The sequence below is a fragment of the Microbacterium sp. str. 'China' genome (genome assembly GCF_002993305.1).
GTDB classification, from domain to species: domain Bacteria; phylum Actinomycetota; class Actinomycetes; order Actinomycetales; family Microbacteriaceae; genus Microbacterium; species Microbacterium paraoxydans.
Window position 1 is genome coordinate 1,270,776 of record NZ_CP027434.1, and the last position, 21,179, is coordinate 1,291,954.

The following is a 21,179-nucleotide window of genomic DNA, read 5'->3' on the forward strand; positions in this document are numbered from 1 at the left end:
GACGGACCTCTCACCGCTGCGCTGCCGGCCTCTCGGCGAGCGCGCGCGCGTAGACCTCGCGGTAGGCATCCCGCCGTGCCTCGGGGGAGAATCGCCGGGCCGCGTCCGCAGCGATCCGCGTCCGGCTCCACCGATCGGGATCATCACGGAGGTCGAGGATCGCGTCGGCGACGGCTTGGGGAGTGCGGGGGCGCACCAGGCGAGAGGCTTCACGCGGGAGGAACTCCTCGTGCCCGCCGGTTCCCGTGGCCACGACCGGCAACCCGTGGGCCAGGCCCTCCGCGATGGCCACGCCGAACGTCTCGGTCTCGACCGGCAGGACGAAGATGTCTGCGGCGAGCAGTTCCGAGGACAGCTCGGCGGGCGAAAGCTGACCCGCGAGGCGCACATGGCCTCCGACCCCCTCCTCCGCGGCTATCGCGCGCACGTCTGCCTCGAGAGGGCCGCTTCCCACCCACACCAGCTCGGCGTCGATCCCGAGTGCCCTCAGCAGCGCCAGGGCTCTGACGGCGATGTCCGGTCCCTTCCGGGCGACGAGTCCGCCCACGGCGATCAGTCGCATCCGGGCGGGGATCGCCCGGTCGGTCACGGCATCGACCGGGGTCATGACCTCGTTCCCGATGACGGTCGACGGGCGACGACGGTGCTGGTCGATCACCCGCCCGAGCGCGGCGCTGACGGCGACGGTCTCGGTGGGTCGAGCGAAGAGCGTCTTCAGCAGGCGGAGAGATACCGCGCTGCGCACGGAGGCGGGTGGTGTGACGAGCGCGGAATAGTGCTCGGTATGGACCCACGGCTGCCTGACGCGGACGAAGCGAGCGGGGATCAAGGCGGGCAACGCCATCGTGTGCAGCACGTCGTGGGTGTGCAGCAAGGCCTTCAGCGCGCGCACCGCACCGGGGAACGTCGCCGGCTGCGCGAAGGAGAAGGGCACGCGCACGATCCGCATGCTCTCGGCCTCATCGACCGGCGATCCGGCCTGGGCCGGCGGGCACAGGTGCAGCACCGTGACATCCTGCTCCCGGCGCAGCAGTTCCACGTCGCGAAGGTTGAAGATTCCCACGCCCTCGGCGCCGGGAGCGGGGAACCAGGGGGTGACGACGAGGACGCGCCGGCGGCGACCGAGGTCCGTGCCGCTCACGAGACGGGGGCCTCGACGCCGGCGAGGTCGGCAGCGACGGTGCGTGCACGCGCCGCCCAGGTGTGCTGGTGTCGCACCTCCTGCGCGCGCGCTGTGGCGGCGCGGAGTGCGTCGGGCGACGCGGACAACTCGTCGAGGAGAGCGGTGAGCGCGTCGGCGGTGTACGGGATCGCCCACCCGATGCCGTTCTCCTCGACGAAGTCACCTGCCAGGGTTCCGGCGGTCGCGACGATGGGCTTCCCGTGTCCGAGGTACTCGTACAGCTTCAGCGGGGCGGCGAACTCGCGGTACTCGATCGGCTCCATCAGCAGCGAGCCGATGTGCGCGTCCGCGTACAGCGGCTCCAGCTCGGCGCCCGAGCGGTGCACCACGCGGGTTCGCGGTCCCAGGACGTCCGAGTACCGATGCTTGTTGGCCGCCCACTCCGTCTCCCGCGTGCAGATCGTCAAGGTGGCCTCTGCGCTCGCCTCGACGCCGCGGACGGTCTGCTCCATCCGGTAATAGTCGTTCGTCCCGCCGACGTAGAACAGTCCGAGCCCGGCGGCGGGGGCGACGCTGTCGATGGCCTCCGAAGCCGGCGGGAGGGAGGCCGCCTGGGGGCGGTTGGCGATCGGCAGGTACTCGGCCATGCGCATCGAGGGCAGGTAGATGCGATCGACCGCCGAGCGGTAACCGCGCAGGTCAGCCCGGTACCGCCAGCGCAGGACGGACGCATACGGCTGACCGACGCGCTTCGCGTACTCCTCGAACTGCCAGTAGATGTCCCGGTAGAACAGTCCGACCGGGATGCCCGCGCGGCGGCACGCACGGAGGAAGGCGATGTCGCGCGTCAGGCTGGTCGCGGGGGTCACCGGTTCGCCGAGGCCGGTGGGCGTGGTCGCGGCCTCGGAGTAGACGAAATCGAAACGTCGGCCGTCGCGGATCGCGGTGCGCAGTTCCCGCATCCGATCGCGGCGCTCGGCGTGTGTGCCCGAGACCTCATGGACGTCGTACCCGATCTCCTCGAACGCGCGGCGCAAGCGCACCGGACGGATGCCACTGGCGCTCACCGCGTCCGGGTTCAGCCGGAACGGCACATGGAAGATCATCGCGGGGCGTGCGGTCACTGTCTCGATCCTTCAGTCCTGCGGGACGATCGCCTGGATCGCCCGGTGCCAGATGTCGTTCTGCGGCTCGGCGGAGAGCTCGGCTGCGGACGCGTGCGACCGAGCCTTGAAACCCTCGACCTCCTCGGGGGTGAGTGCATCGAGCGCGGCGGTCAAGGACGCCGGTTCGAAGTCTGCGGTCACGATCCCCAGGTCGTGGTGTCGGAGGATCTCGACCATCGACGGCGTCGGGCCGATGACCAGCGCGAGCCGTGCCTGCACGTAGTCGAAGAACTTGTTCGGCAGTGCGAGCTCGTTGTTGGTGTTCGTCGGTGGCAGCACATGGATGCCGACGTCGTAGTCGTTGAGCGTCTCGATGAGCTCCGCGGACGGCACGGGAGGGAGGATCCGGATCCTGTCGCCCAGCTCGTCGGCGAGGGCCGTGAGGCTCCGGTAATAATCGGTACCCTGCCCGACCAGGTAGAGATCCAGCGTCGCACCGGAGGTCGACTGGGCCACCGCCCTCATCATGTTCTCGATCCGGCGACTCGGCTGGCTCCCGCCGGAATGGACGAGGCGCAGCGGACGGGACACCGGCGTCGGCGCGAGGTCGTGCAGCCTGGTGGCGTTGAGGACCACGCCGCCGTCGATGCCGAACTCGTCGCGATAGCGATCGGCGATCGTGCGGCTCACGGTGGTGGCGGACGGGATCTGAGCCGCCCACCGCTGCAGCTGCCACCGGTAGTAGGGCTGACGCAGCTTCCGCCAGGCGGCGCTGTTGTCGTGAAGCCCGAGCCAGTACTCGTGGAGATCCAGGTGGATCCGCTCCGGGGCGGTCAGGGCGAGTGCGAGGCCGACGGTGTCGAGGTCGTTGGCGAGCACGGCGTCGAACGACTGCCGACGGAGGAGCCGTCGCGCGCGGTGGACCGCCGGCGTGGTCCAGTAGGCGCTGCGGTAGAGGTGGGCACGGATGAGCAGAGCACGCAGCAGCACCGCCCACCGCGGTTCGGCCTCGGCCAGCTCGACGTGGGCGACGCTGGAGGCGGGGGCGGGGCCGTAGCCGCAGGACACGACGTCGGCGGTCTCGGACAGACGCGCGATCTGCTTCAGTACACGTGCATCCGACGCCACCTTCGACAGCGACAGGACGAGGACGCGGGGGCGGCCGGCGGTCATGCGTTCCCTCCGCCCGCGAGCCCGGCGAGCCGAGCCTGCACCTCGAAGTCGGCCACCGACGCGACCACCTCGTCGAAGGTCCCGACGCCGCCGACGACGCCGTTCTCGAGGTACAGCACCTGGTCGTAATCACGGATCGTGGCCAGGCGGTGGGCGATCGTCATGAAGGTCACCTCTCCCTGCAGGGCACGCATGGCTTCCATGACCCTCCCCTCCGTTGCCGTGTCGAGCGCGCTCGTGGCCTCGTCCAGAACGAGGACGAGCGGATCGGCGTAGAGCGCCCGTGCGATTCCCAGGCGCTGCTGCTGTCCGCCCGAGATCGCGAGCCCACGCTCGCCGATACGGGCGTGGATGCCGCCTGGGCGGGAGAGCAGCTCGTCGAGCTGCGCCTGTTCGAGCACCTTCCGCACCTGATCCTCGTCGAAATCGTCCGTCCACGTGAGGGCGACGTTCTGGGCGATGGAGGCGTCGAAGAGGGCGACCTTCTGAGGGACGTAGCCGACGCGAGAGCGCCACTGCGTCAGGACGTCATCGAGCGGCACGTCGTCGATCGAGATCAGCCCGCCGGTGGGCCGACTCAATCCGAGCGTTATGTCGATGAGTGTCGACTTCCCGGCTCCGGACGGCCCGACGACCGCGAAGCGGGATCCGAACGGCACGGTCAGCGAGACGTCCTGCAGGACGGCGCGCTCGGAGCCGGGGTACCGGAAGGTCACGTCGCGCAGCCGGAGCTCGCGCGGGTCGTCCGGCAGCGGGACCTCGACGCGCGCGACGGACCGCGCCGCCGGCGTGGGCTGCGCCTCTTCGTCGGCGACGCGCGACAGCTCGCGGATCACGTCCTTGGCGTAGACCTCATTGGCGGATGCCGCGTTGAAACTCGTCTGGATGCCGTTCATGGCGGGGATCATGCGGAATCCCGTCGCAGCGAAGAGGGAGATGGAGACCACTGCCGCGTCGATGCCTCCGAGCAGGAAGCTGGTGCCGCCGATCAGCAGGAAGCCGCCGATCAGCGCCGCCTCGAACGAGTACTTCGGCACGATCCCGAGGAAGGAGATGTTGGCGCGCGCGGTCGTCGCGCGGCGACGGAGGCGAGTGACCTCGGCGCCCACCTCATCGAGCTTTCCGCGGAGGGTGACCTCCTTGAGCGCCTCCATCATCTCGGTCATGACCGTCGCCACCCGATAGCCGTACTTCCGGTTGTGCTGGCCGGCGAGGCGGGTGCGGGCGGTGACGACCTTGAGCATCACCAGGGAGATCAGCGACAGGTAAACCACGGCGATCAACGCGGTGAGCGGCTGCGACAGGACCAGAACGCCGAGGACGGAGACGAACGTCAGCGCGTTGCCGGGGACCTGGGAGAGGGGGAGGATGAATCCGAGGTTGGTGTTGGCCATCGAACCGTCGACGATCCGCGTGATCTCCGCGGTGCTGAGGGAGGACCGGTCCTGCCAGCTGCGCCGCGTGAAGGCGCGGAACAGACGGTTACCGACCTCCAGTTCGTACCGTGCGAAGCGCCGGGTGGCGAACCAGTGCAGGATTACGGCGAGCACGCCCTTGAGGATGAAGAGGGCGCAGACGACGACGACCACCCACACGGTCGCGGCTTCCGGGATCTCGCCGATCAGTGGCAGGACGATGGGTTTGCCGCTGGCCAGCGGCGTCACGGACAGGACGATCAGCCCGAGCGCGAGGGTGTCGAGGATCGCCAATGCCGCGGTGAAGATCGAGTACCAGGTGTAGAAGGGCTTCGCCCCTCGCGGCAGCACTTCGAAAAGCGCGACCAGTGTGTGCCACAGGCTCTTCACCCGGCGTCCTCCAATGCTGATCCCGCCGGGTGATCGTGTGGCCGGCGGCGAACGGCGCCGCACCCGAATGGCGGCGCCTCCGTCCCGGCGCATCTCCTGCTCCGGGGTTCACGGCCTCTTCCAGGCCTCTGTCAGAATAGCCGTATGCCTTTCGTTTCGACTGTGAGCCGCGTGCGCGCCGAAGGTGCCGCGGGAGCGACCCGGTGACGGCCGATCCGCGTCAGGGCCGCGCGCTGCTGTTGTCCTACTCCGACATCGAGACCGATCCGCGAGTGCGCCGTCAGGTCGATTGGCTGATCTCGGACGGATGGGAGGTCGAGACGCTCGGCCTCGGCGGGCATCCGTCGCCCCAGGTCGTCGAACACCACGTGCTCGGACCCGCTCCGCGCTGGACCACCACGCGATGGGGAACCCTTGTCGCGCAGTTCCTGTTGACCGCGCCGGCGCGATTCCGTGCGACGGTGACCAGCCGCATCCCCGAGGAGCTCCGCGCGCGTGTGCGGAGCGGGCGCTACGGACTCATCGTCTTCAACGAGTACGAGTTCACCCCTTGGGTTGACGACCGCCGCGATTTCACCCCCGAGGCTCTCGCCGGAAGCCTGCATCTGGATCTGCACGAGTACCGGCGGACCGACCGTCGCCGCGACACGATCGGCGGGCGGCTCACGGCCGGGCACTACCGCTGGGTGCGCCGGCACATCGGGGATGCGGCGTTCACCAGCCGGACCGTCGTGTGCGCGCCCATCGGAGAGCTCTACGCCGAGGAGTTCGGCTTCCCCGCACCGGCGGTGGTGCAGAACGCGCCGCCTTTCGTCGCGCAGGAGCCGTCGCCGGTGGACGAGGGCGAGATCCGCATGCTCTTCCACGGCATGCCCAGCATGCACCGAGGGTTCACCGAGATCCTCGACGCGATGCGCACGCTCCCGCCACGCTTCTCGATGACGTTCATGATCATGCCCAACGCCTTCATGCACGGCTGGTTGCGCGATCAGATCGCCGCGCACCCGGCCAGGGACCGCCTCCACATCGTGCCGCCGGCCCCGATGCGGGAGATCGCCGAGCGAGTCAACGAATACGATATGGAGATCATCTTCTATCGGCCTCGGGAGAAGAACCTCGAGTTCGCGCTGCCGAACAAGTTCTTCGAGTCCATCCAGGGCCGCCTCGCGATCGTCGTCGCGGACGGGCGGACGATGGCGCCCATCGTCCGCGAGTGGCAGAACGGGGTGGTGGTGACCAGCGGGTACGAGGGCGACGACCTCGCCTCCGCGCTGCAGGGTCTCACCGCGGCGGACGTCGAGCAGATGAAGCGCGGTTCGCATGCCGCCGCAGAGCGGCTGAACGCCGCGGCCGAAGGACGCAGCTTCCTCGGCGCACTCTAGGTCATGCCCGGGGCCCCGGTGCGGGCGGGGGAGCGGGGGCGTTTAGACTTGTGTCCCGTGAAGATCGTCAGCGTCGTCGGGGCCCGCCCGCAGTTCGTCAAGCTCGCCCCCATCCACAAGGCCGCGAAGGCGGCCGGTGTCGAGCACGTCATCGTGCACACCGGTCAGCACTACGACCCGATGCTGTCCGATGTGTTCTTCGAAGACCTCGGGATCGGCGCCCCGGACGTCCACCTGGGCGTCGGCAGCGGGTCCCATGGCGTGCAGACCGGCGCGATGCTCGCGGCGCTCGACGCCGTCTTCGATGAGCACCGCCCGGACTGGGTGCTGGTCTACGGTGACACCAACTCCACCGTGGCCGCCGCCCTCAGTGCCGTGAAGATGCACATCCCGGTCGCGCATCTCGAGGCGGGTCTGCGCAGCTTCAACCGCCGCATGCCTGAAGAGCACAACCGTGTGATGACCGACCACGCCGCCGACATCCTCCTCGCGCCGACCCAGGTGGCCGTCGACCACCTCGCCGACGAGGGGCTGGCCGAGCGCACCGTTCTCGTCGGTGACGTGATGACCGATGTCCTCTTCGAGGTGCGAGACGAGGTCTCCGGGCGCCCGTCCGCGCTGCTCGAAGAGCTGGGCCTCACCGCCGGCGGGTACTACGTCGCCACGATCCACCGCGCCGAGAACACCGACGACCCGTCCCGTCTCGCCGAGGTCGCCACCTCCCTGGCGGGCCTCGACAAGCCGGTCGTGCTCCTCGCGCACCCGCGCGTGGTCGCCAAGGCCGCCGCGCACGGCATCGAGCTCACCCAGGGAACGCTCATCGCGCACGCGCCGCTCGCCTATCCCGACCTCATCGCCGCCGCGCTGTCCAGCGCGGGCGTCGTCACCGACTCCGGGGGGCTGCAGAAGGAGGCGTTCCTGCTGGGCGTCCCGTGCACGACGGTGCGAACCGAGACGGAGTGGGTGGAGACGGTGCAGCTCGGCTGGAACGTCCTCGCCAACACCGCCGAGGAGATCGCCGCCGGGGTCACCCGTCCTCGTCCCGCCGACACCGACGAGGCGCCGTACGGCGACGGACATGCGGCGGAGCGGGTGGTGTCCGAGCTGCTCCGCGCCGCGGGGACCACCGACGGCGCGTGACCGCCCCCGCCCCCGTGCTGCGCGAGCGCCGCGGCTTCCGCACCGATGTGCAGGGGCTGCGGGCGATCGCGGTCGGGCTGGTGCTCGTCTACCATGCGGGCATCCCGGTCGTCACCGGGGGGTATGTCGGCGTCGACGTGTTCTTCGTCATCTCCGGCTTCCTCATCTCCAGTCACCTGCTGGAATCGCTGGAACGACACGGGCGCATCCGCTTCGCGGACTTCTATGCCCGTCGTATCCGGCGGATCCTGCCGGCCTCGCTCACCGTGGCGCTGCTGACCGCGATCGCCGCGATCGCCTTCGTGCCGCCGCTCGCACTGGAGCGCGTGCTCCGCGACGCCCTCGCCACGATCCTCTATGTGCCGAACGTGTGGTTCGCGATCCAGAACACCGACTACCTCGCCGACCACTCGCCCTCGCCGTATCAGCACTACTGGTCGCTGGGAGTGGAGGAGCAGTTCTACCTTTTCTGGCCGCTGATCCTGCTCGCGCTGTTCGTCTTGTTGCGCCGGCGTATGGGGATGGTCGTCGCCGCGATCGCCGCGCTCGGCGTCGCGAGTCTCGTCGCCGGTATCGTGCTCACCCCCGTCAACCAACCGGCCGCCTTCTTCCTGCTCCCCACGCGAGCGTGGGAGCTGCTGATCGGCGCACTGGTCGGTGCCATCCTCCTGCACGGCGCGTTCCGTGTGCCGGCCTGGCTCGGCGCCGTCGGCGGATGGGCCGGCATCGCCCTGGTCCTGGCCAGCGCCGTGCTGTACGACGACGCCACGGTCTTTCCCGGCACGGCGGCGATCGTGCCGACCGTCGGCACGGCCCTCGTCATCCTCTTCGGCGCCCGTTCTCCGGCGTGGGGCCCCACGTGGGTGCTCTCTCTGAGGCCGATGCAGTTCATCGGTCTCATCTCGTACTCGCTGTACCTCGTGCACTGGCCGCTGCTGATCGTCACGCAGTCCGCGGTGGGGGAGGAACACCCCTTGCGCCTGCTGGTGAAGATCGGCCTCGGCATCGTGCTGGCAGTGCCTCTCGCGTGGCTGCTCTTCCGCTTCGTCGAGACGCCGCTCCGGGCACCCGGCTGGCTCACCCGCCGACGCCCGCGGTTCACGCTGCTCGGTACGCTCGCCCTCACCCTCGTCCTCGCCGCAGGCCTGACGGGAGCGGCGCACTGGGCCGCCGCACGCGACGTCGGCACCGGTGAGGCCGTGGCCGCGGCTCCGGATTTCCCGACGGATCCGCCCCGGGGCACCGGTTTCGTGCCCCGGAACATGACGCCGTCGCTCGCCGACGTGGCGGCGGATCTGCCCGTCCTCTATGCCGACGGTTGCCATCACAGCGTGTCCCAGGAGGAGGTGCAAGACTGCACCTACGGGGACGGCGAGACGTCCGTCGCGGTCTTCGGCGACTCCCACGCAGCCCAGTGGTTCCCCGCGGTCTCCGAGATCGCCGAGGAGCACGGGGGCATCGCGCTCTCGTCGTACACGAAGTCCTCGTGTCCCGCCGTCTCCACCACGGTGCTGGACAAGGACGTGCCGTACACCTCCTGCGACCGCTGGCGTGAGGCAGTCCTGGAGCACTTGGAGGAGGCCCCTCCGGCGCTGGTCGTGATCTCCAGCTACGCGCACTACGATCTCGCCGACGCCTCCGACGCCCAGGCACGCACGCAGGAGTGGGAGGCAGGCATGCGCACGACCGTCGAACGCCTCCGCGCCGCCGGTTCCGAAGTGCTCGTCATCGCAGACACCCCGCGATTCGAGTCGCCGCCCGCCACGTGCATCTCCGCGGACGTCCTGGACACCACCCGGTGCGACGGCGCGCGCGACGAGGTCCTCGACGCTGCGTTCACCGCCGCGGAGAAGCGTTCCGTCACGGCGGCGGGCGGCGTGTACGTCGACCTCACCGACTATGTGTGCGACGACAGCGTGTGCCCCGTGATCATCGACGACCTGCTCGTCTACCGCGATGTGAACCATCTGACCACGGCCTTCGTGTCGTACCTCGCCCCTGCCCTCGAGGAGCCGTTCCTCGCCGCACTCGGCGCCCGGGGCTGAAGGCGGGGCGGTGCGCCGCTCCTGGCGCCCGTCCAGCCGGTGCCCCCGTAGACTAGGCGTCATGCGTATCGCCGTCGTGGCCCTCGGAAAGATCGGGCTTCCCCTCGCCGTCCAGTTCGCCTCCTCCGGTCACGATGTGATCGGCGTCGATGTCAACCAGAAGGCGGTCGACATCATCAACGCCGGGCAGGAGCCGTTCCCCGGTGAGGCCCACCTGGCGGAGAAGCTGCAGGAGCTCGTCCCCTCCGGCCGTCTGCGCGCCACGACCGATTACGCCGAGGCGATCCCGGGAGCCGACGCCGTCGTCCTCGTCGCGCCCGTGTTCGTGAACGACGAGACGTGGGAGCCGGACTTCCAGTACATGGACTCGGCGACGCGATCGCTCGCCGAGCACCTCACGCCCGGCACCCTGGTGTCGTACGAGACGACGCTGCCCGTGGGGACGACCCGGAACCGGTGGAAGCCCATGCTCGAGGAGGGCTCCGGGCTGACGGAGGGCACGGACTTCTTCCTCGCGTACTCGCCGGAGCGCGTGCTCACCGGGCGGGTCTTCGCCGACCTGCGCAAGTACCCGAAGCTCATCGGCGCCTTGTCCGACGAGGGGAACCGTCGCGCCCGCGAGTTCTACGAGTCCGTCCTGCAGTTCGACGAGCGTCCCGATCTCCCTCGCCCGAACGGTGTGTGGGACCTCGGCACGACCGAGGCCTCCGAGATGGCGAAGCTCGCCGAGACCACGTATCGCGACGTGAACATCGGCCTGGCCAACCAGTTCGGCCTGTTCGCCGCAGAACACGGGATCGATGTCTATAAAGTCATCGAGGCCTGCAACTCGCAGCCGTACAGCCACATCCACCGCCCGGGCATCGCCGTCGGCGGACACTGCATCCCGGTCTACCCCCGTCTGTATCTCTCCACCGACCCCGACGCCGACATCGTGCGGGTGGCGCGCCAGCTCAACGCCTCCATGCCGGAGCGCCTGGTGGCGCAGGCGGAAGGCATCCTCGGTGACCTGAGCGGTCTGCGGGCGGTCGTGCTCGGGGCCGCCTATCGCGGCGGCGTCAAGGAGACGGCCTTCTCCGGTGTGTTCCCGACCGTCGAGGCGCTGCGCGCCCGCGGAGCCGAGGTCGTCGTGCACGACCCGCTGTACACCGACGAGGAACTGCGTCGACTCGGGTTCGAGCCGTACGACCTCGGCGGACCGGTCGATCTCGCCATCCTCCAGACGGACCACGCCGACTATCGTGAGCTCAGCCCGGCCCAGCTGCCGGGAGTGAAGCTCCTCGTGGACGGTCGCGCGGCCACGGACGCCGCGCTGTGGTCCGGGACGCCGCGCCTCGTGGTGGGGACGGCAGCCTGATGGATCTCCTCGTCGTCGGGTCGGGTTTCTTCGGCCTCACCATCGCCGAGCGCGCCGCGGAAGCGGGCCGCAAGGTGACAGTCATCGACCGCCGCTCGCACATCGGCGGCAACGCCTACAGCGAGGCGGAACCCGAGACCGGGATCGAGGTGCATCGCTACGGCGCGCACCTGTTCCACACGTCGAACGCGACGGTGTGGGAGTACGTCAACCGCTTCACCTCGTTCACGAACTACGTGCACCGTGTCTACACGACCCACAAGGGCGTCGTGTTCCCGATGCCGGTGAACCTCGGGACGATCAACCAGTTCTTCCAGGCCGCGTACACGCCGGATCAGGCCCGTGCGCTCGTCAAGGAGCAGGCGGGCGAGTTCGATGCGAAGTCCGCGACGAACTTCGAGGAGAAGGGCATCGCGCTCGTCGGGCGCCCGCTGTTCGAGGCGTTCTTCCGCGACTACACCGCGAAGCAGTGGCAGACCGACCCGCAGAAGCTCTCCGGCGACATCATCAGCCGGCTCCCGGTGCGCTACACGTACGACAACCGCTACTTCAACGACACGTGGGAGGGGCTGCCCACCGACGGCTACACCGCGTGGCTCGAGCGCATGGCCGACCACCCCAACATCGAGGTGAAGCTGGACGTCGACTACTTCGACGAGTCCCAGGCGCTGAACAAGAGGGCCACCGTCGGGCAGGTCCCGGTGGTCTACACCGGCCCCGTCGACCGCTACTTCGACTATGCCGAGGGCGCGCTGAGCTGGCGTACGCTCGACTTCGAGCAGGAGGTGCTCGACGTCCGCGACTTCCAGGGCACGAGCGTCATGAACTACCCGGACATGGACGTGCCGTACACGCGCATCCACGAGTTCAAGCACTTCCACCCGGAGCGCAAGGACGTCTACGAGTCCGACAAGACCGTCATCATGCGGGAGTTCTCCCGCTTCGCCGAGCGCACCGACGAGCCCTACTACCCGGTGAACACCCCGGCCGACCGCGAGGGCCTGTTGGCCTACCGCGAGCTCGCGAAGGGGGAGAAGGACGTCCACTTCGGCGGTCGCCTGGGCACGTACCAGTACCTCGACATGCACATGGCCATCGGGTCGGCGCTGTCGCTCTGGAACAACACTCTCTCCTAGACTCGGAATCGTGAGTCACGCTGCTGTCGGGGCGCCCGGGACGCCCCGGCGCTATCTGCATTCGCTGTGGCTGCTGTCGGCCCGTGACCTCAAGGTCCGGTACGCGACGAGCTTCCTCGGCTACGTGTGGTCTGTTCTCGACCCGCTGGTGATGAGCGCGATCTACTGGTTCGTGTTCACCCAGGTGTTCCGTCGCGACGTGGGGGAGCAGCCGTACATCATCTTCCTCATCAGCGCGCTGCTGCCGTGGGTGTGGTTCAACAGCTCCGTGTCGGACTTCACGCGGGCGTTCAAGAAGGACGCCCGTCTCGTCCGCTCGACATCCATCCCGCGCTCCATCTGGGTGAACCGCATCGTGCTCAGCAAGGGCATGGAGTTCCTGTTCTCACTGCCGGTGCTGGTGCTGTTCATCGTGGTCAACCTCCTGTTCGAGAGCCATCCCGACCAGGTGGTGCAGATCGGCTGGGGCGTGCTCTGGGTGCCGGTGGCGATCCTCATGCAGACGGTGCTGCTCGTCGGCCTCGGCCTGCTGGTCGCGCCGCTGTGCGTGCTCTACACGGACCTCGAGCGCACCACGGCGCTCATCCTCCGGGCGATGTTCTACGCCACCCCGATCATCTACAACGTCACGGACCTGCCCGGTGTCTTCCAGACGCTCGGCGCCTTCAATCCGCTCGCCGGGATCTTCATGCTGTATCGCATGCCGTTCTTCCCGGACCAGTGGAACCCGTTCACGCTCACGGTCAGCGCCGTGATGTGCCTGCTCATCCTCGCGCTCGGCGTCTGGGCGTTCCGGCGTCTCGAGCGCCCCGTGTTGAAGGAGCTGTGATGGACGCCGCGATCGACGTGCGGGGCCTCGGTGTGCGCTTCCGCCGCAACCGTCGGGGACAGCGCAGCTTCAAGGACCTGTTCGCCGGAGCGTCCCGTCGCTCGCGTCCCGGAGAGTTCTGGGCGCTCCGCGACGTCTCGTTCACCGTGCAACCGGGCGAATCGATCGGCGTGGTCGGGCGGAACGGTCAGGGCAAGTCGACGCTGCTCCGCCTCGTGGCTGGCGTGCTGCTGCCCGATGAGGGCTCTGTCAGCGTCAACGGCGGGGTCGCCCCGCTCATCGAGATCACCGGTGGTTTCGTCGGCGATCTGACGGTCAGGGAGAACGTCCGGCTGACGGCAGGACTGCACGGCATGTCGAAGGACGAGGTCGCCCGCCGATACGACGACATCATCGCGTTCGCCGAGCTCGCCGGGTTCGAGGAGACGCCGTACAAGCACCTCTCCAACGGAATGAAGGTGCGTCTGGCGTTCTCCGTCGTCTCCCAGCTCGACGAGCCCATCCTGCTCGTCGACGAGGTGCTCGCGGTCGGCGACAAGGCCTTCAGGGAGAAGTGCTACAAGCGCATCGACGAACTGCTCTCGGACGGCCGCACGCTGTTCTTCGTCAGTCACAACGAGCGCGACCTGCGCCGGTTCTGCACCAGAGGGCTTTATCTGGACCGGGGCACGCTCGCTCTGGACGCCCCGATCACGGATGTCCTGGACCGCTACAACGCGGACTACTCCGTCTGAGCCGACGCGCCGACCCGGCGGGGTGTCAGAGGCCGACGAGATCGCGCAGGTCTGCCGCGGCAGCGCGCGCGCTGTCGATGGCCGCTGACACACCGGAGCCGTCCTCGACCGCCGAGCGCAGCGCCGTGAGCTGCTGCGCGTAGGTCTCCACGCCGGAGCGCCAGGAGTCCTGGATGGACGACGGCGGCAGGGCGTCGCCCAGGCGCTGTGCGTCGTCGATCAGCGAGTCGACGACCGGGATGGCGTCCTCGGTGCTCGCACCCGTGACGATGTCGAGGCCGGGCTCGACGGCGCTCAACCAACCGGACACCTTGTCCCGGAAGACCTCGAGCGTCGGGTCATCGACCGGCGGTGCGGACGTCATCGGCGTCGCCCCGTCCGGGGGAGTCTCCGATGAGCCGACAGGCGGTGTCCCGGACCCCTCTGGGCCCGGCATCCCACCGCGGAAGACGGCGAAGAACAGGACCAGCGCGACGACGGCCAGTGCGGCGACGCTCAGCCCGACGATCAGCCACACCCGACCGGTGCGCTGGGGCGCCGGGGGAAGCGGGGCCCACCGCACCTCGGGCTGGGGCTCGTCCATGTCAGGCCTCCAGAGGGCTCATCGGCTCCCAGGTGCGATCGCGACCGATGCGGCCACCGTCCCTGAGCCCGCGGAACAGATTGCTCGTGCCGCGGACGGTGCGCTCGACGAAGACCAGCCGGATCAGCTCCTTGAAGAAGGTCGCGGTCGTCCCGAGGCCGAACAGCACGGGGTTGTAGACGCCGTGCACGCGGTAGTACTGCTTGATGAAGGCACGGTTGCGCATGATGTAGTAGCGGTAGGCATTGCTCGAGGCGTTCATGTGGCGGATGCCCATGTCCCACTGCCGGATCTCGCGCGTGCGGCGGAGCACGAACTCATCGACGATGACCGCCGTGGTCAGGCGAGAGGCCAGCCACCCGTACATCTGGTCGTCCCAGTAGATGAAGAAGCGCGGGTCGGGGAGGCCGATCTGCTGCACGATCGAGCGGTGGATGAACATCCCCTCGAAGCAGCCGCTGTTCATCTCTTTGTAGCCGGAGGAGTCGAAGCCTGCCGGGGCGAACGGGATCGGGATGCCCATGCGCTCCGCGATGCGGTACTGCCAGTAGAACTCGCTGCCGTCGTAGTCGTAGCGCCGTCCCTGGATGCTCTTGAATCGCGGCGCCCAGGCGCCCATCCGGGCGAGACCGTCCGGGAGCACCTCGACGTCGTCGTCCATCATCCAGATCCACTGGGCGCCGAGATCGTACGCCGTGCGCATGCCCTCGCTGAAACCGCCGGAGCCGCCGGTGTTGACGTCGAGACGGCGATAGACGAGGTCGGTGCCGATGTCGTCGCGGAAGGACTCGACGACGTCGGTCGTATCGTCCGAGGAGGCGTTGTCGATCACGATCACGTGGCCCGGCTTCGGGTCCATCGCGGTGATGCTGGTGAGCAGGCCGGTCAGCAGATGCGAGCGGTTGTACGTGACGATGACGATCGCGGCGGAGGAGGGATCGAAGGCAGGGGCGTCGGTGGTCATGCCTTCTCCTCGAAGACCTGCTGCCAGGATTCGGCGGAGACCAGGTCCGGCAGAGCGGCGCGGTACTGGCGCTGGAGCTCCGGCCACCGTCGTCGCAGCTCGGCGTGCAGACGCACGGACTCGCGCAGCATGCGGCGGTACTTGGCGCGGTCGCGCGTGTAGATGTTCTTCCCTGAGCCGTCGGCGGCGCTCACGAGAGCGCTGTCATACAGCGGGAGGCGCCACCAGTGCGCGTCGCCCTTCCCGAACTCCACCTCCGGCTGAGCGACGTTCGCCGGGTCGGGCCGGTGCACCCAGTGCGAGAGCAGTGTCTTCAGCGTGAAGATCCGCAGTCGCAAGCCGGTCGGGCTGTCGAACTCGTTCTTCGGCAGCCGCTTGTAGACCTGGCGGCCGTGGCGGGAATGCAGCACCCGGGCAGGGTCGCGATGGATCACCGTCTCCGGGTACTCGGCGGCAAGGGCGCGCGCGGCCGGCATCGCCGTGGCCAGGTTGCGGCGCATGTGGCCGGGTCCGGAGAGCACGTCGCGCAGAGCCCGGTTGCGCAGCGCCACCGGGTAGTACTGCATCATCATGAGGTGCTTCAGATCCACGCGGCGGCTGTGCACGATGAGGCGGCCGCCTCGCGGTGCTCCGGAATGCAGGAGCCCGGCGACGATCCGGTTGCGGGCGTGGAAGTAGGCCTGCCAGTCGATCGAGTCGTCCTTGTTCACCCAGGAGACGTGCCAGAGCGCCACACCGGGCATCGATACGGTCGGGAAGCCCGCCTCGCCGGCGCGGAGGCAGAACTCCGCGTCGTCCCACTTGATGAACGCAGGGAGGGAGAGTCCCACCTTGCGGACCGCGTCGAGGGGGATGAGGCACATCCACCACCCGTTGTAGTCGGCGTCCATCCGCATGTGCAGCAGCGGCGACTGGCGCAGGTTGGCGACACCGAAGTCGTGCGGCATCTTCTCCTGGTAGAGGTTGCGCCACATGAAGGGGCCCTCGTCGACGACCTCCGCCCAGCCGTGCAGCTTGGGGCGGTCGAGGAGGTCGAACATGTGTCCGCCGACGAGCATGGGCGTGGTGGCGAACTGACCGAAGATGATGGAGCGCCGCAGCGACTCCGGCTCGATGCGGACGTCGTCGTCCAGCAGCTGCACGAAGTCGCTCTCGGGGCGCTGCAGGGACTCGTGCATCGCACGGGCGAAGCCGCCCGATCCGCCGAGGTTGCCCTGGCGGATGACCTGCAGGGTCTCGCCCAGACGCTCGGCGACCTCGGCGTAACCGTCCTGGTCAGCGACGAGCTGCGTGCCCTGGTCGACGAGGAAGATGCGGTCGACGAACTCCAGCGCATCAGGAGAGGAGGCGAGTGCCCTCAGGGTCTCGACGCAGTAGTCGGGCTTGTTGTATGTCGTGATGCCGAGAGAGGCCTTCCCGGTGCGGGTGGGAGCCTGCTCGGTGGTCCACTCCGCGCCCTCGAGCACGGCGGGCTTCTCGTCGGCCACGATGTCGAACCAGATCCACCCGCCGTCGCTGTACTGGGTGAGGTCGAGGTCGAACGACGTCGTGGCCTCGCCGGTCACCTCCCGGGTGGCCACGCGCTGGCGCACACCGCCGCCGTTGGAGCGGTAGACGAGGATGGTCGCCGGCCCCGTGGTCCGTACGGTGAGCTGCACCTCGCGGACGCTCGTCCAGTGCTGCCAGTACGACGCGGGGAACGCGTTGAAGTAGGTGCCGAGGGAGACGCGCCGACCGGCCACGATCCGGGCGCGATGCCGTCCCAGGATGTTGCCGAGATGCGCGCGGCTGGAGACCCGGACCGGTTCCTCCTCGATCACCGACCACGTTTCCGGATCCGCATACAGCGGGAGCAGATCGGGGTCGCGATCGAGCGGGAAGACGACGTTCTGAAGGACGTGGGCCACAGGGAGGTTCTCCGTTGTTGATGCCGCGGCCGCTGCCGGAGGGCAGCGCGGGACTCGACGAGCAGTGAGTAGCCTACCGGTGGTCGCCTTCGGATCTGCGGAGAGCCGATCCCCTGCGCTCGGCGTGGCTGGCTAGACTGACCGCGATGAAGGTACTGATCACCGGCGGGGCCGGCTACATCGGATCGACCGTGGCGACGGCGTGCATCGAGGCCGGGATCCAGGTCGTGGTGCTCGACGATCTGTCCACCGGGCTGGCGGCTTTCGGCGAGGGACGCAACCTCTACGTCGGCGACATCGCCGACGCCGCCGTCCTCGACCGGCTGCTGACGGACCACCCCGACATCGATGCCGTCGTGCACTGCGCCGCCCGTATCGTCGTGCCCGAGTCCGTCGCCGATCCGCTCGGCTACTACGACAGCAACGTCGGCAAGACGATCACGCTCCTCCGCCGCCTCCGGGACGCCGGGATCGGGCGCATCGTGTTCAGCTCCTCCGCCTCGATCTACGCGGGGGAGACGGGGGACGGGGTCGACGAGAGCGGGCGGCTCGCCCCCTCGAGCCCCTATGCGACCACCAAGGCGATGGTCGAGCAGATCCTCGCCGACGCCGCAGCGGCCGGCGACTTCCGCGCCATCGCGCTCCGCTACTTCAACCCGATCGGCGCCGACCCGCAGCTGCGGACCGGACTGCAGAACCCGACTCCGTCGCACGCGCTCGGCAAGATCATGCAGGCGCGGGCGGCGGGGGAGCCGTTCACGATCACCGGCACCGACTGGGCGACCCGCGACGGATCGGGCCTGCGGGACTACATCCACGTCTGGGACCTCGCGCTCGCGCACGTCGCGGCGGTGACCCGGTTCGACGATGTCGCGACGCCGGAGCAGCCGTATCAGGTGATCAACCTGGGCACCGGCGACGGTGTCACGGTCCGCGAGCTGGTACGGGCCTTCGAGAGGGTGACCGGGGACCCGCTGCCCGTCGTGGAGACCGATCGCCGGCCCGGGGACCAGGCCGGCGCCTTCGCGATCGTGGAGCGGGCGCGCGAGGTGCTGGGGTGGCGTGCGGAGCGCTCCGTCGACGACGGCGTCCGCGACGCCCTCGCCTGGGCGCAGAAGCTCCCCACCGTCCGCTGACGGCGCGCCGTCACTCCTGCGGGCGCAGTGTGGGGATGGCGCCGGTGTGCGCGGCGTCGATGTTCTCGCGCCACGAGCGGGACTGCCCGGCGCGCAGGGCGCACAGGGCGAGCATGAACCACCCGGCGCCGACGAGGGTGAAGCTCTCGAACATCGAGTCCACCGCGAGCGTCACGAGCGTGATCGGCGTCCAGGCGTAGACGACGGAGCGGCGGACGCTCGCGACCAGCCAGGAGCGGATCAGCGCGATGCCGCCGAGCAGGAGGAACAGCACCAACCCTGCCGCGCCGAGCTGCAGCAGCACGTCGAAGAAGGCGTTCAGTGCGCTCTGATGCCGGTCGTCGAGCTGGAAGTTGATGAACGTGAACGGATACTCTCCTCGGGCCCAGTCGCCGAACCAACCCCATCCGGTGATGGGCTTGACGGCCACGAAGTCGAGGATCATGTTCCACAGCTCGGCCCGCATGGAGAAGTCGGATCCGGCGTCCAGCAGCGCGATGATCTGGTGACGCAGGGCGAACGCGACGGTGAGTGCGAGGGCGACCAGGACGCCCAACGTCCATTGCACGAGGTTCCGACGGGCCGGGGCGGTATGGCGGACGATGGTGAGCGCGACCGTGACGATTCCGACGGCGACGGCCAGCACGAGCACCGTCGGCGAGGACGACAGGAAGGCCAGCCCGCCGGCGAGGGCGACGGAGACCACCGCGAGAGGCGGATCCACGGATTGGGTGCGCCACTCGATCACGAAGGTGATCAGGGCGAGCACGGCGATGAAGCCGAGCATGTTCCGGCTGCCGAACAGCCCCTGGACCGGGCCGCCGGAGGCGAGATTGCCCTGGATGTCCAGGAAGGAGAATGGGAGGTCGAGGAGCACGCCCGAGAGGATCTCCACGCCGAGGGAGATGCCGAGTAGGACGCGGAGGGTGTCGCCCAGCGCGCGGACGGTCTGCAGCGTGTCGCGGATGTGTCCGATGGTGATCGCGAGGAATGCGTAGCCGAAGAGCGAGAGCCAGCCCAGGATTGTGTCGGAGCGGTCGGTCGTCCACACCAGGCTCACGAGCGCCCAGGCGAGGAAGGCCAGCAGCGAGGACGGCGCGATGCGCAGCGGGGACAGCTCCTCTCTCCGCACCCAGAGGATCGCGGCGCCGAGCAGGCACAGGGCCGTGATGATGGTGGCGAGGGTGACGGCCGACGTCATCCGTCCGATCGCGAACGAGCCGAACACGGCGGTCAGTGCCGCCAGCGTGAACGCCCGCGCCATCTCCGCCGAGCCGAGGAGCCGGGCGAGCGGGTGTGCCGCCGTCACGGCACCCGCCGCGGCGTCGCGCCGCGTTCGAAGACGAGATCCCGCTCGCCGACGCCCACCAGCGGCACCGACTTGAGCTTGAACGACAGCAACACCAGGAGCAGCCACCCCCACAGCATGATGGGGGTCGACTCGGTGAGCCCCTGCACCAGCAGCACGATGGTGAACAGGCTGGGCAGCAGCGTGAGCGGGGAGTAGGGGCGCCGCGCGTCGAGGTCCCACCGGGGGCGGTCGACGGCGAAGAACCAGGAGCGCCACAGCAGGCTACCGTACGCCACGGCCATCAGCACGAGGCCGACGATGCCGAGCTGCAGCAGCACGTCCAGCCACATGTTGTGGGCGTGGAACACGGTGATCCCATGGTCGACGATCCAGCCGTCGAAAGCCGGGTCCGTGGGCACCCACGGGCTGGAGAAGCCGTTGCCGATGACGGGGTGCTCGCCGACCCGTTCGAGCACCGCCGCCCAGATCTTGTCGGAGCGGCCGGTGAGGTCGGCGCTGCGGCCGAGGAGACCGAGGAGGGGCTCGCGCAGCAGCCACACGGCGAGACCGCCGAGGACCGTGGAGCCGATCGCGACGACGTAGATCCGAGTGCGCGCGGTCGGCGAGGCCGCTCGACGCATCAGCAGGGCGACGACGAGGACCACGGCGGCCGCGGCGGCGCACACGAGCGCGGTCGCCGACGCGGTGCGGACGAGGAAGTATGCCGCGAGGAGCATCCACAGCGCGAGCGTGGTCCGCCAGCGGGCTCGAGCGGCGAAGAGCACGCCGAAGGTGATCAGCGCGAACAGTGACACGATGCCGAGCAGGTTCGCGTTGCCCAGGATGCCCTGGATGCGTCCGCCGTCGAAGAGGTTGTCGCGGACCCAGTACCACTGGGGGTCGATCTTCCCGTCGGGGATGTCCGCGAAGTTCGGCAGCAGGGGACCATGGAGGACCAGCGACACCCACAGCTCGAGGGCGAGGGAGAGGCCGAGGATCCATTTGAAGGCGGACGACAGGGCGCGCACGATCTCGTGCCAGGTCAGCACGTGTGCGATGAACAGACCGTTCACCGTGACCGCCGCCAGGAGCACACCCGTGGCGACGGTGGGGACGCGCCACTGCGACCAGGCGACCGAGAGGAGGGCGAGTGCCGTGTAGCCGATGGCCGCCCACGGCAGCCGACGCCAGCGGAACGACTGCGGGCGCTTCCTGGCGAGCATCGGGACGCCGATCGCGAGGGTGGCTGCGCTGAAGAGGGCGAGCACGATCGCCGCCCCGATCTCGCCGACGAGGTTGTACACCGCCGAATGCGCGAAGGCCACGAACAGGACGGCGATGACGTATCCGCGCAGCAGGAGATGCCCCGTGGACTCGCGCTCTGGCGCGGTGGGCGGGGCTGCCACCGGGTGCTTGGTGTACTGGGCCATCGCGACTCAGGCTACCTCGACGGGCCCGGATCCGACCT

The 21,179-nt window shown here is 69.1% G+C and carries 17 protein-coding genes; 8 read left to right on the forward strand and 9 right to left on the reverse strand.

The features are described 5' to 3' along the window. Positions 1-10 precede the first annotated feature (10 nt). Genes C6C15_RS06005 through C6C15_RS06020 form a run of 4 tightly spaced genes read right to left on the reverse strand, consistent with a single transcriptional unit; the run spans position 11 to position 5,207 of the window. Positions 11-1,141, reverse strand: a complete 1,131-nt coding sequence (locus C6C15_RS06005; RefSeq protein WP_105949545.1) for a glycosyltransferase — start codon at positions 1,139-1,141, stop codon at positions 11-13. Then, a complete protein-coding gene (locus C6C15_RS06010; RefSeq protein ID WP_158698521.1) occupies positions 1,138-2,247 on the reverse strand; it encodes a glycosyltransferase family protein in 1,110 nt (369 codons plus the stop codon). The genes C6C15_RS06005 and C6C15_RS06010 overlap by 4 nt, the downstream gene beginning before the upstream one ends. A 12-nt stretch (positions 2,248-2,259) precedes the next feature. Beyond that, complete coding sequence (locus tag C6C15_RS06015) at positions 2,260-3,402, reverse strand: glycosyltransferase (protein ID WP_105949547.1); 1,143 nt, start codon at positions 3,400-3,402, stop codon at positions 2,260-2,262. Further along, positions 3,399-5,207: an ABC transporter ATP-binding protein gene (locus tag C6C15_RS06020; RefSeq protein ID WP_060921743.1), complete on the reverse strand. Its 1,809-nt coding sequence runs from the start codon at positions 5,205-5,207 to the stop codon at positions 3,399-3,401. Before C6C15_RS06020 ends, C6C15_RS06015 begins: the two co-directional genes overlap by 4 nt. Before the next feature lie 203 nt (positions 5,208-5,410). Here C6C15_RS06020 and C6C15_RS06025 point away from each other — a divergent pair, with 203 nt between their 5' ends. The 7 genes from C6C15_RS06025 to C6C15_RS06055 all read left to right on the forward strand — a co-directional run bounded on the left by C6C15_RS06025 (position 5,411) and on the right by C6C15_RS06055 (position 13,830). Further along, positions 5,411-6,589: a hypothetical protein gene (locus C6C15_RS06025; RefSeq protein ID WP_105949548.1), complete on the forward strand. Its 1,179-nt coding sequence runs from the start codon at positions 5,411-5,413 to the stop codon at positions 6,587-6,589. A 57-nt stretch (positions 6,590-6,646) separates the two neighbouring features. Then, positions 6,647-7,729, forward strand: coding sequence for a non-hydrolyzing UDP-N-acetylglucosamine 2-epimerase (gene wecB, locus C6C15_RS06030; protein WP_060921741.1), 1,083 nt, complete (start codon positions 6,647-6,649; stop codon positions 7,727-7,729). Further along, positions 7,726-9,774: an acyltransferase family protein gene (locus tag C6C15_RS06035; RefSeq protein WP_105949549.1), complete on the forward strand. Its 2,049-nt coding sequence runs from the start codon at positions 7,726-7,728 to the stop codon at positions 9,772-9,774. Before wecB ends, C6C15_RS06035 begins: the two co-directional genes overlap by 4 nt. Positions 9,775-9,835: 61 nt before the next feature. Continuing rightward, entirely contained in the window at positions 9,836-11,131 is a 1,296-nt protein-coding gene (locus C6C15_RS06040; RefSeq protein WP_105949550.1) for a nucleotide sugar dehydrogenase, read from the forward strand. Beyond that, positions 11,131-12,267, forward strand: a complete 1,137-nt coding sequence (gene glf, locus C6C15_RS06045; RefSeq protein WP_060921751.1) for a UDP-galactopyranose mutase — start codon at positions 11,131-11,133, stop codon at positions 12,265-12,267. The genes C6C15_RS06040 and glf overlap by 1 nt, the downstream gene beginning before the upstream one ends. A 10-nt stretch (positions 12,268-12,277) precedes the next feature. Further along, positions 12,278-13,096 (forward strand): ABC transporter permease, encoded by an 819-nt coding sequence (locus C6C15_RS06050; protein WP_060921738.1) that lies wholly within the window; start codon positions 12,278-12,280, stop codon positions 13,094-13,096. Beyond that, entirely contained in the window at positions 13,096-13,830 is a 735-nt protein-coding gene (locus C6C15_RS06055; protein ID WP_105949551.1) for an ABC transporter ATP-binding protein, read from the forward strand. Before C6C15_RS06050 ends, C6C15_RS06055 begins: the two co-directional genes overlap by 1 nt. A 25-nt stretch (positions 13,831-13,855) precedes the next feature. On the opposite strand, the gene C6C15_RS06060 is transcribed toward C6C15_RS06055, so the two are convergent. The 3 genes from C6C15_RS06060 to C6C15_RS06070 are packed head-to-tail and all read right to left on the reverse strand — an operon-like array spanning position 13,856 to position 17,284. Next, on the reverse strand, positions 13,856-14,413 hold the full coding sequence (locus C6C15_RS06060; protein ID WP_060921736.1) for a hypothetical protein: 558 nt from the start codon (positions 14,411-14,413) through the stop codon (positions 13,856-13,858). 1 nt (position 14,414) lies between these two features. Further along, positions 14,415-15,377, reverse strand: coding sequence for a glycosyltransferase (locus C6C15_RS06065; RefSeq protein WP_060921735.1), 963 nt, complete (start codon positions 15,375-15,377; stop codon positions 14,415-14,417). Continuing rightward, positions 15,374-17,284 carry a glycosyltransferase gene (locus C6C15_RS06070; RefSeq protein ID WP_105949552.1) on the reverse strand — a complete coding sequence of 637 codons (1,911 nt, stop codon included), beginning with the start codon at positions 17,282-17,284 and terminating at the stop codon, positions 15,374-15,376. Before C6C15_RS06070 ends, C6C15_RS06065 begins: the two co-directional genes overlap by 4 nt. A gap of 146 nt (positions 17,285-17,430) precedes the next feature. Between C6C15_RS06070 and galE the strand changes: the two genes are divergently transcribed. Next, entirely contained in the window at positions 17,431-18,420 is a 990-nt protein-coding gene (gene galE / locus C6C15_RS06075; RefSeq protein WP_060921733.1) for a UDP-glucose 4-epimerase GalE, read from the forward strand. A gap of 10 nt (positions 18,421-18,430) precedes the next feature. Here the strand turns inward: galE and C6C15_RS06080 are convergent, their stop codons facing one another. Both C6C15_RS06080 and C6C15_RS06085 read right to left on the reverse strand, forming a co-directional pair. Further along, positions 18,431-19,729 (reverse strand): O-antigen ligase family protein, encoded by a 1,299-nt coding sequence (locus C6C15_RS06080; RefSeq protein ID WP_105949553.1) that lies wholly within the window; start codon positions 19,727-19,729, stop codon positions 18,431-18,433. Then, a complete protein-coding gene (locus C6C15_RS06085) occupies positions 19,726-21,141 on the reverse strand; it encodes an O-antigen ligase family protein (protein ID WP_105949554.1) in 1,416 nt (471 codons plus the stop codon). Before C6C15_RS06085 ends, C6C15_RS06080 begins: the two co-directional genes overlap by 4 nt. Between the last annotated feature and the right edge of the window lie 38 nt (positions 21,142-21,179).

Coding starts and splice junctions, on each gene's coding strand:
- C6C15_RS06015 (WP_105949547.1), bottom strand. CDS start 3,402: ATGACCGCCGGCCGCCCCCGCGTCCTCGTCCTGTCGCTGTCGAAGGTG.
- C6C15_RS06040 (WP_105949550.1), top strand. CDS start 9,836: ATGCGTATCGCCGTCGTGGCCCTCGGAAAGATCGGGCTTCCCCTCGCC.
- glf (WP_060921751.1), top strand. CDS start 11,131: ATGGATCTCCTCGTCGTCGGGTCGGGTTTCTTCGGCCTCACCATCGCC.
- C6C15_RS06055 (WP_105949551.1), top strand. CDS start 13,096: ATGGACGCCGCGATCGACGTGCGGGGCCTCGGTGTGCGCTTCCGCCGC.
- C6C15_RS06060 (WP_060921736.1), bottom strand. CDS start 14,413: ATGGACGAGCCCCAGCCCGAGGTGCGGTGGGCCCCGCTTCCCCCGGCG.
- C6C15_RS06065 (WP_060921735.1), bottom strand. CDS start 15,377: ATGACCACCGACGCCCCTGCCTTCGATCCCTCCTCCGCCGCGATCGTC.
- galE (WP_060921733.1), top strand. CDS start 17,431: ATGAAGGTACTGATCACCGGCGGGGCCGGCTACATCGGATCGACCGTG.
- C6C15_RS06085 (WP_105949554.1), bottom strand. CDS start 21,141: ATGGCCCAGTACACCAAGCACCCGGTGGCAGCCCCGCCCACCGCGCCA.